Annotated in this window: 8 protein-coding genes and 2 pseudogenes; 8 read left to right on the top strand and 2 right to left on the bottom strand. The window is 72.7% G+C overall.

Annotation, left to right across the window (positions count from 1 at the left end; translation table 11 throughout):
* Nucleotides 1–2: 2 nt before the first annotated feature.
* Both IE178_RS19900 and IE178_RS19895 read left to right on the top strand, forming a co-directional pair.
* The gene (locus IE178_RS19900) at nucleotides 3–1,289 is read left to right on the top strand and encodes an MFS transporter (RefSeq protein WP_193513252.1); all 1,287 of its coding nucleotides are present in this window, start codon (nucleotides 3–5) and stop codon (nucleotides 1,287–1,289) included.
* Between the two features lie 158 nt (nucleotides 1,290–1,447).
* Nucleotides 1,448–2,065 (top strand): TOPRIM nucleotidyl transferase/hydrolase domain-containing protein, encoded by a 618-nt coding sequence (locus IE178_RS19895; protein ID WP_193513251.1) that lies wholly within the window; start codon nucleotides 1,448–1,450, stop codon nucleotides 2,063–2,065.
* A 182-nt stretch (nucleotides 2,066–2,247) separates the two neighbouring features.
* On the opposite strand, the pseudogene IE178_RS19890 reads toward IE178_RS19895, so the two are convergent.
* Nucleotides 2,248–2,706: pseudogene (locus IE178_RS19890) on the bottom strand (Rossmann-fold NAD(P)-binding domain-containing protein); the annotation flags it as partial.
* Here IE178_RS19890 and IE178_RS19885 point away from each other — a divergent pair.
* The 5 genes and pseudogenes from IE178_RS19885 to IE178_RS19865 form a co-directional block, all read left to right on the top strand.
* Nucleotides 2,619–3,401, top strand: a pseudogene (locus tag IE178_RS19885) (helix-turn-helix transcriptional regulator); the annotation flags it as partial. The pseudogenes IE178_RS19890 and IE178_RS19885 overlap by 88 nt on opposite strands.
* Nucleotides 3,402–3,687: 286 nt before the next feature.
* Entirely contained in the window at nucleotides 3,688–5,517 is a 1,830-nt protein-coding gene (locus tag IE178_RS19880) for a gamma-glutamyltransferase family protein (RefSeq protein WP_193513250.1), read from the top strand.
* Between the two features lie 100 nt (nucleotides 5,518–5,617).
* On the top strand, nucleotides 5,618–6,508 hold the full coding sequence (locus IE178_RS19875; RefSeq protein ID WP_184762946.1) for an inositol monophosphatase family protein: 891 nt from the start codon (nucleotides 5,618–5,620) through the stop codon (nucleotides 6,506–6,508).
* 45 nt (nucleotides 6,509–6,553) lie between these two features.
* Complete coding sequence (locus IE178_RS19870) at nucleotides 6,554–7,963, top strand: phytoene desaturase family protein (protein WP_193513249.1); 1,410 nt, start codon at nucleotides 6,554–6,556, stop codon at nucleotides 7,961–7,963.
* Complete coding sequence (locus tag IE178_RS19865; RefSeq protein WP_193513248.1) at nucleotides 7,960–8,469, top strand: O-acetyl-ADP-ribose deacetylase; 510 nt, start codon at nucleotides 7,960–7,962, stop codon at nucleotides 8,467–8,469. Before IE178_RS19870 ends, IE178_RS19865 begins: the two co-directional genes overlap by 4 nt.
* A gap of 16 nt (nucleotides 8,470–8,485) precedes the next feature.
* Here the strand turns inward: IE178_RS19865 and IE178_RS19860 are convergent, their stop codons facing one another.
* On the bottom strand, nucleotides 8,486–8,914 hold the full coding sequence (locus tag IE178_RS19860; protein ID WP_193513247.1) for a DUF7919 family protein: 429 nt from the start codon (nucleotides 8,912–8,914) through the stop codon (nucleotides 8,486–8,488).
* A gap of 290 nt (nucleotides 8,915–9,204) precedes the next feature.
* Between IE178_RS19860 and IE178_RS19855 the strand changes: the two genes are divergently transcribed.
* Nucleotides 9,205–13,149, top strand: coding sequence for a glycoside hydrolase family 2 TIM barrel-domain containing protein (locus IE178_RS19855; protein WP_193513246.1), 3,945 nt, complete (start codon nucleotides 9,205–9,207; stop codon nucleotides 13,147–13,149).
* Nucleotides 13,150–13,154: the final 5 nt, after the last annotated feature.

Here is a 13,154-nt window from a genome sequence, read left to right as displayed (position 1 = left end):
CCATGACGTCCAAGCTCGCCGCGGTGCTGCCCGACCTCACGCCCTGGCGCTCCTCGAAGGACTTCCGCCTCCTGTGGGTGCAGGGCCTGGTCACCTACCTCGGGAGTGTGATGGCGCTGATCGCGCTGCCGCTCCAGATCAAGGACCTGACCGGCTCACCGCTCGCGGTCGGCGCGATGGGCGCCGTCGAACTGGTGCCGCTGGTGGTCTTCGGACTGTACGGCGGGGCACTCGCGGACGCCGTGGACCGGCGCAAGGTCATCGTGCTGACCGAGGCGGGACTGGGACTGCTGGCAGCCGTCCTGCTGCTGAACGCGATGCTGCCGGAGCCCATGCTGTGGCCGCTGTACGTGGTCGCGGCCGGAGTCGCGGCACTCGCCGGACTCCAACGGCCCGCCCTCGACTCGCTGCTGGCCCGGATCGTCCCGCACGACCAGCTGGCCGCGGCGGCCGCGCTGAACGCCCTGCGCTGGCAGACCGGCGCGATCGCCGGGCCCGCGCTGGCGGGCCTGGTCGTGGCGTACGCGGGCAACGGTCCCGCCTACGCCACCACGGTCGTCTGCTTCGCCGCGTCGGTCCTGATGTGCCGCCGGCTCTCGCCCGTACCGCCCGTCGAACACGCGGCCAGGCCGTCGCTGCGCGGCATCGCCGAAGGGGCCCGCTACGCCTGGTCCAGGCCGGTGCTGCTGGGCACGTACGCGGTCGACCTGGCGGCGATGTTCTTCGCCTTCCCGAACACCGTCTTCCCCTTCCTCGCCGACGAGCTCGACGCCGACTGGTCCCTGGGGCTGATGTACTCGGCGGGAGCCGTCGGGTCGCTGTTGCTCAGCCTGACCAGCGGCTGGGTGTCCCGGACGCAGCGGCACGGCCTGCTGGTGGTGTGCGGCGCCGCCGGCTGGGGCCTGGCGATGGCCGCGGCGGGCTGGACGTCGAACGTCTGGCTGGTGCTGCTGTGCCTCGGCCTGGCGGGCGCGGGGGACATGCTGAGCGGACTGGGCCGCTCCACCATCTGGAACCAGACCATCCCCGACCGGCTGCGCGGCCGGCTCGCCGGGATCGAGGTCCTGTCCTACAGCGTCGGCCCCCAGCTCGGCCAGGTCCGCGCCGGGGCGATGGCCGGCTGGACCGGCGTCCGCCCGGCGATCTGGAGCGGCGGACTCGCCTGCGTCGCCGCGGTGGGCCTGCTCACCGCCGCGCTGCCCAAGCTCATCAGCTACGACGCCCGGACCGACGAGGACGCCCGCCGGCGGCGGGCCGGCCAGGAAGCGGCGGATGCCGCCGGACCGTGAGGGATTCCGTCACCCGGCAGGAGCCCGGACACACCGACCCCGCCGGCCGCCGTCCGGTGGAGCCGCCGGGTGGAGCCGTCCGGCGCGGCGGCTCCACCGGACGGCGGCCGGCGGAAAATGTTTGGCGCGGTGGCCGTGAAGGGCGTAAGACTCGGCCCATGACCGACATGCGGGCGTTCCGGGAAGCGGCCACCGTGTGGGCGGCCGGTGGTCCCGGCGACCCCGTGCGCGAGCTGGCCGCGCGGCTGCCCGTCCGTACGGCCGTGCTGCTCGAAGGGCTGAGTGACGCCGCGGCGGTGAGTGCGCTGGCCGCCGCCCGCGGCCGGAACCTGGCGGCCGAGGGCGTCTGTGTCCTGCCGATGGGCGGCGCGATGAACGTCGGGCGCTTCGCCCGCCTCCTCGGCCCACCGGGCCTGGGCCTCCGCCTCACGGGACTGTGCGACGAGCGCGAACGCCCCTACTACGATCGCGCCTTGGAGCGGGCCGGCGCGGCGCAGCGAAACTTCTTCGTCTGTGCGGCGGACCTGGAGGACGAGCTCATCCGCGCGCTGGGCGTGCCGCGGGTGAAGGAGCTCGTTCTGGCGGAGGGCGACTCGCGCCCCCTGCAGACCTTCCTGCGCCAGCCCGCCCAGCAGGGCCGCCCCGCACAGCAGCAGCTGCGGCGCTTCCTCGGGACGAAGAAGGGACGCAAGATCCACTACGGCCGCGTCCTCGTCGAGGCCCTCGGCCCCGACCGCGTACCCGCCCCACTCGACGACCTGCTCACCGGTCTCTGACCACCGGGCGGAACCGGTGGCGGTGATCCCGCCGGCCCCTCTCCACCAGCCGCTTCAGCCGTGCCCTCGCTCCCTCGACCCGGGAGGCGGACGCGCTGCCCCGGCCCAGTACCCCTCCGCCCGCCGGGCGCCCGGTCCGGCCGGCGAAAGCCGCGCACGAGGTGCGGAAGGAGAACGACCTCTCAGCTGTGGGGAAAGGGGACCTGCGTGAGCTCTTCGGAGACCTGCCAGACGCGCCGGGCCTCCCCGGCGCTGCGAAGGCGCGAGTGGAGTTTCTGCTCGCCGGGAGGGCCGCCCAGGTGCCCGGGTCCGCGCGGCCCGTAGAACCCGCCACGCTCGGCGTCGGGGGAGGTGGCGGCGTACAGGGCGGGAAGTTGCGCGGTGTGGACCGTCCCGACGAGGACGCCGCGGGCAGACAGCGCCCGGATCAGGCGCACGCCCATGGTGTCCCTGGTGCGTCCCACCTCGGGGCGAGCGGCGAGCAGGTTCGTCGGAGCGATCCCGGGATGGGAGAGGTTGCTCGTGATGCCCCAGCCATTGGCCTGACTGCGCCGGTCGAGTTCGAGGCCGAAGAGCCCGAACGCGATCTTCGACTGGCTGTAGGCCCTCATGCCGTCGTAGGAGCGTTCCCAGTTCACGTCGTCCGACCGACTACTACGCGCGGCTCGAGCGGGAGCGCGGACCCCAGCCGTCCGAGCAGATGATCGCCTCCATCGCGCAAGGACTCCACCTCTCCCTCGACGAGCGCGACCACCTCTTCCGGCTCGCCGGACAGACCCCGACCCCGCGGGGCGCGGACAGCGAGCACATCAGTCCCGGCCTGCTACGCATCCTCGACCGCCTGGACGACACCCCCGCGGAGATCGTCACCGAGCTCGGCGAGACGCTGCGGCAGACCCCGCTCGGCATCGCGCTCACCGGCGACCTGACCGTCTACGGCGGCCCGGCCCGCAGCCTCGGCTACCGATGGTTCACCGACCCCGCCACGCGACAGCTCTACGCCCCCGACGACCATCCGTTCCTCACCCGCATGTTCGTCTCGGGCCTGCGCGGGGTGGCCACGCTGCGGGGTCCCGGTTCCCGCGCGGCCCACTACACCGACCTGCTGCTCGCGCACAGCGAAGAGTTCCGCCGGGTGTGGAACGACCACGAGGTCGGCATCCGGCCCCACGAGGTGAAGCACTTCATCCACCCCGAGCTCGGCGCGTTGGAGCTGACCTGCCAGACGCTGCTCGATCCGAACCAGTCGCATCACCTGCTGGTCTACACCGCCCTCCCCGGCAGTGAGAGCCACCGGAAGTTGCGGTTGCTGTCCGTCACCGGTGTATTGACCTGAAGCGTTGTTCAGAGCGGCTGATCGTGTGAGTGGCCGCCGAGTGCGGTGCGGCAGCGGTGGTGGTCGTAGGTGTGCAGGAGGTGCGAGAGGGGTGGCTTCGGTCGGTGACGCGCATCTACGCTGCCTGCGGCAGCGGCGGACGTCGGCAGCCCGGCCCAGGTGGCCGAGGAAAGGGGCCAGGTGGAGGAGATGGTCTCGCGCTCGTTCCCCCCACATTCTCCATTTCTCCCCGCGGCCCATCTCGCTGTCGCACAGGTCCACCGACGCATGAACACCGAGGTCAGGTATGCGATTCACCACCCGCCCCACCCTCCAGGGCACCTTCGGCATGGTGTCCTCCACCCACTGGCTGGCCTCCCAGTCGGCCATGGCCGTGCTGGAGGACGGCGGCAACGCCTACGACGCGGCCGTGGCGGGCGCCTTCGTCCTGCACGTGGTCGAGCCGCATCTCAACGGCCCGGCCGGCGAGGTACCGATCCTGCTCGCACCGGCCGGCGGCGAGGTGCGGGTGCTGTGCGGGCAGGGCGTCGCCCCGGCCGGGGCGAGCGCCGCCCACTACCGGAGCCTCGGCCTGGACCTTGTCCCCGGCACCGGACCGCTCGCTGCCGCCGTGCCCGGAGCCTTCGACGCCTGGATGCTCCTGCTGCGTGACCACGGCACCAAGACCCTCGCCGACGTCCTGAAGTACGCCGTCGGGTACGCCGAGGACGGGCACCCGCCCGTGGAGCGCATGGCCGAGACCGTCGGGACCGTACGGGAGCTGTTCGAGACGGAGTGGACCTCCTCGGCCGAGGTGTACCTGCCCGGCGGCCGGGCGCCCCGCCCCGGCGAGCTCTTCCGCAACCCCGCTCTCGCCGCCACCTGGAAGCGGCTGCTCGCCGAGGTCGCCGGGGCGGGGGACCGGGAGGCGCAGATCGACGCCGCGAGGGAGGTGTGGCGCACCGGCTTCATAGCCGACGCCCTCGTCCGGCAGGCCGCACGGCCCACCCTGGACACCAGCGGTGAGCGCCACACCGGCACGCTGACCGCCGCCGACCTCGCCGCCTGGTCCGCGACCTACGAGACTCCGGCGACGTACGACTTCCACGGCTGGACCGTGTGCAAGGCCGGCCCCTGGAGCCAGGGCCCGGTCCTGCTCCAGCAGCTCGCCCTGCTCCCGCCGGAACTGCCCCGCTACGGCTCCGCCGACTACCTGCACCTGCTGATCGAGGGCTGCAAACTCGCCATGGCCGACCGCGAGGCCTGGTACGGGGACGCGGCCGAGGTGCCGCTCGACGACCTGCTGTCGGCCGAGTACAACGCCGAGCGGCGGACCAGGGTCGGCCCCCGCGCCTCCCACGACCTGCGGCCCGGCAGCCCCGGCGGGCGCACGCCACGGCTGAGCGCCCACGCGCGCGTCGTGGCCACGGACGAACCCGGCTTCAGCCCGATGGGCGTCGGCGAGCCGACCGTCGCCAAGCGCCCGACGTCCCCCGTGCCCGGCGAACCGGACGTCTCCGGCGACGGCGGCACCCGCGGCGACACCTGCCACCTCGACATCGTCGACCGCTGGGGCAACATGATCGCGGCCACCCCCAGTGGCGGCTGGCTCCAGTCCAACCCCGTCGTGCCCGAGCTGGGCTTCCCGCTGGGCACCCGGCTGCAGATGACGTGGCTGGAGGACGGCCTGCCCAACACCCTCACCCCGGGCCGCCGTCCCCGGACCACCCTCACGCCCTCCCTCGCGCTGCGCGACGGAGTGCCGGTCATGGCGTTCGGCACGCCCGGCGGGGACCAGCAGGACCAGTGGCAGCTGCACTTCTTCCTGGCGGTCGTCCTGCGCGAGCAGGTACGCGGCGGACTCGACCTCCAGGGCGCCATCGACGCCCCGAACTGGCACAACGACAGCTTCCCCGGCTCCTTCTACCCGCGCGGCATGCGCCCCGGCAGCGTCACCGTCGAGTCCCGCACGGACCCGGGGGTGGTGGCGGAGCTGCGGCGCCGCGGTCACGAGGTCACGGTCGGCGAGCCCTGGTCGGAGGGCCGGCTCTGCGCGGTCGCACGGGACCCGGCCACCGGCGTGCTCTCCGCGGCGGCGAACCCGCGCGGCATGCAGGGCTACGCGGTGGGCCGCTGAGCCCACGGCCGCGCGGACCGCAACCCCGTGTTCATGCCGATTCCACCCGTGGTGAACCGGACGGGTGGGATTTGTCAGTGGGGCGTGCTCTCATGGACACATGATCGAGGACAACGAAACCATCGACGAGTTTCTCGCCCGGCACGCCTGTGACGTGGAGGAATCCATCCGCAAGGCCGCGGCACAGGAGATCATGCCGCGGTGGCGCCGGCTCGCCGCGCACGAAGTCGATCTCAAGACCGGCCCGCACGACCTGGTGACCGACGCCGACCGCAAGGCCGAGCTGTATCTGACGGAGGCACTCCTCGCCCTCCTGCCCGGCTCGGTCGTGGTCGGCGAGGAGGCGGTGCACGCCAACCCCGCGTCGTACGAGGCGATCCAGGGCGAGGCGCCGGTCTGGATCGTCGACCCGGTCGACGGGACCCGCCAGTTCGTGCACGGTGACCCCGGCTTCTGCACCCTGGTCGCCCTCGCCCGGCGCGGAGTCCTGTACGCCTCCTGGACCTACGCACCCGCCCGCGACCAACTCGCCACGGCCGTCCGGGGACGCGGCGCCCACCTCGACGGTGAGCGGCTCCTGGCGGGTTCCCCGGAGCCCGGCCGGGACCTCCGCGTGGCCACCTCCCACCCGGACTACACGACGGACGAACAAAAGCGCGCCCTGCTCGGCCTGTGGACCGACGGGATGGCCCCCCGCGCCTGCGGCTCGGCCGGCCTGGAGTATCTGGCCGTCGCCCGCGGCGAGTCGGACGCCACCGCGTTCAGCTGGGAAGTCGCATGGGACCACGCGGCCGGCCTGCTCCTCGTGGAGGAGGCGGGCGGCACCCACCTCACGCGCGCGGGCCGGCCCTTCAGCATCAAGGGCGGCAACACCCTGCCCTTCACCGCGGCCCGGGACACGGCCACCGCTCACCGGGTGGTGGGGCTGCTGTCCGACGGGGCCGATCCCACGGAGGCCACGGGAGAACGCCGGCGACCCGGCATATCCTGATCCCCAGTGGCCGCCGGCTGACAAAGGAGTCCGAAGGTGCCGTCGATGCTCGATGCGGTCGTGGTGGGTGCGGGGCCGAACGGGCTGACCGCCGCCGTGGAGCTGGCCCGGCGCGGTTTCTCCGTCGCCCTCTTCGAGGCGCACGCCACCGTGGGCGGCGGCGCACGCACCGAGGAGCTCACCCTGCCCGGCTTCCGGCACGACCCGTGCTCCGCCGCGCACCCCCTCGCCATCAACTCACCCGCGTTCCGCGCCCTCCCGCTGGAGCGCTACGGCCTGGAATGGCTGCACCCGGACCTCCCCATGGCGCACCCCTTCCCGGACGGCACGGCGGCCGTGCTGTCCCGGTCGGTGGGTGAGACGGCCGCCTCCTTCGGACCGCGCGACGCCGGCGCCTACCGCCGGCTCGTCGAACCCTTCCTGCCCAAGTGGGACACCCTGGCCCGCGACTTCATGTCCCTGCCGCTGACCGCGCTGCCCCGCGACCCGGTCACCCTCGCCCGCTTCGGCCTGGTCGGCCTGCCTCCGTCGACCTGGCTCACCCGCCGCTTCCGCGACGAGCGGGCCCGCACCCTCTTCGCCGGCCTCGTCGCCCACGTCATGGCTCCCCTCGGCGGCTTCGCCACCGGCGCCGTCGGCCTGGTCTTCGCCCTCGCCGCGCACGCCCGCGGCTGGCCCGTCGCCCGCGGCGGCTCCCAGGCCATCTCCGACGCCCTCGCCGCGTACCTGAGGGACCTCGGCGGCGCGATCCACACCGACTACGAGGTCAAGCGCCTCGACGACCTGCCGCCCGCCCGGGCGTACGTCTTCGACACCTCGCCCACCGCCCTGGCCCGCATCGCCGGCTTCGGCAACCACTACGCCAACTACCGCTACGGCCCGGGCGTCTTCAAGATCGACTACGCCCTGGACGGTCCCGTGCCGTGGACCGCCCCGCAGGCCCGCTCCGCCGGCACCGTGCAGGTCGGCGCGGACAGCGCCGAGATCGCCGCCGCCCTGCGCGCCGCCTCCAAGGAGGGCCGGGCCCCCGACGCGCCCTTCCTCATCACCGTCCAGCCCGGCGTCGCCGACCCCACCCGCGCCCCGGCAGGCCGGCACGTCTTCTGGGCCTACGGCCATGTCCCGAACGGCTGGACCGGTGACCTCACCGACGCCATCGAACGCCAACTGGAGCGCTACGCCCCGGGTTTCCGCGACCGTGTCCTCGCCCGCGCCACCGCGGGACCGCCCGAGCTCGCCGCCCGCAACGCCAACTACGTCGGCGGCGACATCGCCACCGGCGCGGTCTCCGGGCTCCAACTGCTGCTGCGCCCCAAACTGTCCCTGTCCCCGTACACGACCCCGCATCCGGCCGTTTTCATCTGCTCGTCGGCCACCCCGCCCGGCCCCGGCGTGCACGGCATGTCGGGACACAATGCGGCGAAGGCCGTCTGGAGGGGGCTGCGACGGACATGACCACCATCACGCTCGTCCAGGGAGACATCACCGGTCAGAGCGCCGACGCGATCGTCAACGCGGCCAACTCGTCCCTGCTCGGCGGAGGCGGGGTCGACGGCGCGATCCACCGCCGGGGCGGCCCGGAGATCCTGGCGGAATGCCGCGGGCTCCGCGCCTCGCAGTACGGCAAGGGGCTGCCCACCGGCCGGGCGGTCGCCACCACCGCGGGCCGGCTCGACGCTCGCTGGGTGATCCACACCGTCGGCCCGGTGCACAGCGCCAGCGAGGACCGCTCCGCCCTCCTCGCCTCCTGCTACCGCGAGTCCCTGCGTGTCGCCGACGAACTGGGCGCCCGCACGGTCGCGTTCCCCGCCGTCTCCACGGGCGTCTACGGCTGGCCCATGGACGACGGGGCACGCATCGCCGTCGAAACGGTCCGGGGGGCTCGCACCGCGGTCGAGGAGGTACGGTTCGTCCTCTTCGACGACCGTGCCTACGCGGCGTTCGCCGCCCGGCTCGCCTGATTCCCCGCCGGCTCGCTCAATCGGCCGACGTCAGCTGCCCGGACGTTTCGGTGCCCGCAGTCCGCACCGCCGCGCGGCAGAACTCCTCCGGCGGGCAGTACCGGTGCCTGGTGATGTAGTGGATCACCAGGTTCGGTGCGGTGTGGAGCGTGCCGTCCGCTCCCCGCACCCGAATCTCCGCCGATCCGAGCCACACCTCGGTCTCGAGGGCGGGGCCGCCGAGGACGACGGGACGGTCGGTGTCGCAGAATCCGCAGGGGTGGATGCCGCGCGTCTGGTTGTCGTAGCCCGCGCTGAGCACGCTCAGCGCCTCCACCACACGCTCGTCCACGATTCCCGTGCGACAGCCGTGTCCCGGCGCCGGCCAGCCGACGTTGAGCATCTCCCCGTCCGACTCGTCGTGCGGGGCGTACGCATGGCGCGTCAGGTCGCGGTAGTAGGTCATGTGTGGCTCCTCGGCGCCGTGGGGCGCGGTGTGCCGGCCGGGCGGATCGTCAGCTGTGATGCGGGTCCATGGCGCCCCGCCGCCGGAACCATCAGGACCGCACAAAGTCCTACGGCATCGTTGCTTCGGTTGTGTTCGAGTCCTAGGGTGTGGCTGGCTCAGTAGTTGCTCCGTCACCACCGGTCGTGACCCGCCTCCGCAGCAACGTCCCCCCATGACGGTGCGTCGAGGGGGGCCCGACGTGCCCTCAGTCCGTGCAGCGCTCCGTCGAACCGAGGAAGGCCACGGTCATGCCGCACCCGCACGTGTCACCCGCCGACCGGCCCATCCACCCCGAACGGCCTCTCGTCAGCCGTCGCCGGCTGCTGGAGTCCGGCGCCGCCGTGCTCGGCGCTCTCGCCCTGTCGTCGCCCGGCATGGCACAGGCCGCCGCCCCACGAAGCGCGGACGCCGACGCCGCACCGGAGTGGAACGGCCGGATGTCCCTCTTCCGGCTGGGCACCGAGCCCCCGCACACCACCCTCATGCCGTACGCGAACCTGCAACAGGCGCTGGCCGCCGACCGTACCCGCTCGCCGTACCGGATCGGACTGGACGGCCGGTGGAAGTTCGCCCACGCCGACCGCCCCGACGACCGGGACGCCGACTTCTACCGCACCGACCTCGACGACTCGGCCTGGGACACCGTCCCGGTGCCGTCCGTCTGGCAGGTCCACGGCTACGACCGGCCGATCTACCTCAACATCACCTACCCCTACTGGGGCCCCAACGGCCGTGGCGAGGACCCCCAGCCGCCCGCCGCCCCGACCCGCCACAACCCGGTGGGCCAGTACCGGCGCACCTTCACCGTCCCCCGCGACTGGCGTGGCCGACGGACCTTCCTGCACTTCGAGGGCGTCAAGTCCGCCCACTACGTGTGGGTCAACGGGGAACTCGTCGGCTACCACGAGGACTCGTACACGCCGGCCGAGTACGACATCACCGAGCATCTGCAGCCCGGCACCAACCACCTCGCGGTGGAGGTGTACCGCTACTCCGACGGCGACTGGCTGGAGGACCAGGACATGATCCGACTGAGCGGCATCTTCCGCTCGGTCTACCTGTACTCCACCCCGGCCGTGCACCTGCGCGACTTCAAGCTGGACACCCCGCTGAGCGACGGCTACCGAGCGGCCGAGCTCAAGGTCACCGCGAGTGTGCGTGACCGCGGAGGTGACGGCGCCGGCCGGTACACCGTGGAGACCCGGCTCTACGACGCCCGCGGGCACGCCGTCTGGTCCCGGCCGCTGAAGCGGAGCGCCGACCTCGGCACCGTACCGGCCGGGGAGGACGTCACCGTCGAGGCGTCCGCGGCCGTACCCGAACCGAGGCTGTGGTCGGCCGAGCACCCGTACCTCTACACCGCCGTGCTCCAACTCCGCGACCCCGCGGGCGAGGTGGTCGAGACCCTGTCCCACCGGGTCGGACTGCGCGAGTTCGCGCTCAAGGACGGGCTGATGCGCATCAACGGCCGCCCCGTCTCCTTCCGCGGTACCAACCGGCACGAGATGCACCCGGCGCGCGGCACCGCCCTCACCCGCGAGGACATGATCGAGGACATCACGATCATCAAGCGGATGAACATCAACTCCGTCCGCACCTCGCACTACCCGAACAACCCGGTGTGGAACGAACTCGCCGACGAGTACGGCCTCTACCTCGTCGACGAGACCAACCTCGAGACCCACGGCATCCGTTCCGAGTACCCGGGCGACCACCCGGAGTGGACCGAGGCCTGCGTGGCCCGCGCCCGGAACATGGTCCACCGCGACAAGAACCACGCCAGTGTGGTCATCTGGTCACTCGGCAACGAGGCAGGCGGAGGCACCACCTTCAACGCCATGCACGACTGGATCCGCTCCTACGACCCCACCCGCGTCATCCAGTACGAGGGCGACGACCGGCCGGGGATCAGCGACATCCGCTCCAAGATGTACGAGAGCCCGGCACGCGTCGAGCAGCGGGCCGAGGACACCGCCGACACACGTCCCTATGTCATGATCGAGTACTCCCACGCGATGGGGAACTCCAACGGCAACTTCGCGAAGTACTGGGACCTCGTCCGCCGCCACGACGTCCTCCAGGGCGGCTGGATCTGGGACTTCGTCGACCAGTCCCTGAACTGGCCGACCCCCGCACGCACGCGGTTCACCGAGTCGGGGCCGGGCCGGCTGCACGGCGAGATCCTCGCCGCCGGCGGCCACTTCGACCGCGCCGAGGGCATCACCGGAGGCACCGTCTTCGCCCGCGACGACCGCCTCGACCTCACCGGCTCGCTGACCCTGGAGGCATGGGTCACCCCCCACTACACCGGCTACCACCAGCCCATCCTCGCCAAGGGCGACACCCAGTACGCCCTGAAGCAGACCAACGGGAACCTGGAGTTCTTCATCCACTCCGGCGGCCAGTGGATCACCGCGAGCTGGGCACTGCCGGACGACTGGACCGGCCGCGAACACCACATCGCGGGGGTCTTCGACGCGGAGGCGGGCCTGCTGACCCTGCACGTCGACGGCGCGGTCAAGGCCACCCGGACCACCACCGCACGCCCCTCCCGCACCACCGCGCCCCTCGCCCTCGCCACCGACGCCGACCACCAGACCCGCGAGTTCAGCGGCACCGTCCGCCGCGCCCGCGTCTACGCCCGCGCCCTCAGCCCCGCCGAACTGGCCGCCGGCGGCCGGGGACCCGGGGACGACGGGGTGCGGTTCTGGTTCGACGCCGCCACCGTCGAGGTCGCCGAGGAGCGCCCCCGCGACCGCACCTTCCTCGCCTACGGCGGCGACTGGGGCGACAACCCCAACGACGGGAACTTCGTCGCGGACGGCATCATCACCGCCGACCGCGGTCACACCGGCAAGGCCGCCGAGGTCAAACGCGTCTACCAGGCGATCAACGCCGCACCGGCCGACGGCGGCCCCGGCGCGGTCACCCTCACCAACGAGTATCTGTTCACGGGCCTGGGGGAGTTCGACGGACGCTGGGCCCTCGTGGCCGACGGCACGGTCGTCCGGCGCGGCCGGCTGACCCGCGACCAACTGGACGTCGCGCCGCTGAGCAGCAAGGACATCACCGTGCCGATCCGGCTGCCGGACGATCCGGCACCGGGCACGGAGTACTTCCTCGAACTCTCCTTCACCACCAGGGAGTCCACCGCGTGGGCGAAGGCCGGCTTCGAGGTCGCCCGGCAGCAACTGCCCCTCGACGCGGGCAGCCCGGCCGTGACCCCCGTGCCGCTGGACGGCGTCCCCGCCCTGCGTCACGACGAGACCGCCGCCGGCGTCACCGTGACGGGCAGGCGTTTCTCCGTCACCGTCGACAAGTCCAGCGGCACGATCACCTCCTACGAGGCCGCCGGTGTCCGCCTCATCACCTCCGGGCCCGTGCCGAACTTCTGGCGGGCCCCCACCGACAACGACCACGGCAACGGCCAGCCCACCCGCAACCAGACCTGGCGCGACGCCGGCGCCCGGCGGAAGGTGACCGGAGTCCGCGTACGCGCCCTGCGCGACCGCGCCGTGGAGATCACCGTCACGGGAACCCTGCCGACCACCGTCGAATCCCGGTACAGCACCACCTACACCGTCTTCGGCAACGGCGAGATCAAGGTCGACAACACCCTGCACCCGGGCGCCCGGGACCTGCCGTACATCCCGGAGGTCGGCACGCTGCTCCTCCTGCCGCGCCGACTCGACCGCCTGCACTACTACGGCCGCGGCCCGGAGGAGAACCACTGGGACCGCAACACCGGCACGGACGTGGGCCGGTACGCCTCCACGGTGGCCGAGCAGTGGACGCCGTACATCCGCCCGCAGGAGAACGGCAACAAGACCGACGTCCGCTGGGCCGCCCTGACCGACGGCAGCGGGCGCGGTCTGCTGGTCTCGGGCGAACCCCTCCTGGAGGTCAACGCCTCGCACTTCACCCCGGAGGACCTGTCCACCGGGGTCCGGCACGACTACCAGCTGACCCCGCGGGACGCGGTCGTCCTGCGGGTCAGCCACCGGCAGATGGGCGTGGGCGGCGACAACAGCTGGGGCGCCCACACCCACGACGAGTTCAAGCTGTTCGCCGACCGCGACTACGCCTACACCTACCGGCTGCGTCCGCTCACCGACGTGGACGAGGCGATGGCGCTGTCGCGCCGGCCCACGGCGTCCGCAGAGGGCAGGCACACTCCCGGGAGCCCGGGGTAACCGGG

The sequence above is a fragment of the Streptomyces griseoloalbus genome (assembly GCA_014650015.1).
GTDB classification, from domain to species: Bacteria; Actinomycetota; Actinomycetes; order Streptomycetales; family Streptomycetaceae; genus Streptomyces; species Streptomyces griseoloalbus.
This window is presented reverse-complemented; position numbering and strand designations above follow the sequence as displayed.

What these genes read in the sequence shown, in the direction of transcription:
- IE178_RS19855 (WP_193513246.1), top strand. Translation starts at nt 9,205, where the DNA reads ATGCCGCACCCGCACGTGTCACCCGCCGACCGGCCCATCCACCCCGAA.
- IE178_RS19880 (WP_193513250.1), top strand. Translation starts at nt 3,688, where the DNA reads ATGCGATTCACCACCCGCCCCACCCTCCAGGGCACCTTCGGCATGGTG.
- IE178_RS19875 (WP_184762946.1), top strand. Translation starts at nt 5,618, where the DNA reads ATGATCGAGGACAACGAAACCATCGACGAGTTTCTCGCCCGGCACGCC.
- IE178_RS19860 (WP_193513247.1), bottom strand. Translation starts at nt 8,914, where the DNA reads ATGACCTACTACCGCGACCTGACGCGCCATGCGTACGCCCCGCACGAC.
- IE178_RS19895 (WP_193513251.1), top strand. Translation starts at nt 1,448, where the DNA reads ATGACCGACATGCGGGCGTTCCGGGAAGCGGCCACCGTGTGGGCGGCC.
- IE178_RS19900 (WP_193513252.1), top strand. Translation starts at nt 3, where the DNA reads ATGACGTCCAAGCTCGCCGCGGTGCTGCCCGACCTCACGCCCTGGCGC.
- IE178_RS19865 (WP_193513248.1), top strand. Translation starts at nt 7,960, where the DNA reads ATGACCACCATCACGCTCGTCCAGGGAGACATCACCGGTCAGAGCGCC.
- IE178_RS19870 (WP_193513249.1), top strand. Translation starts at nt 6,554, where the DNA reads ATGCTCGATGCGGTCGTGGTGGGTGCGGGGCCGAACGGGCTGACCGCC.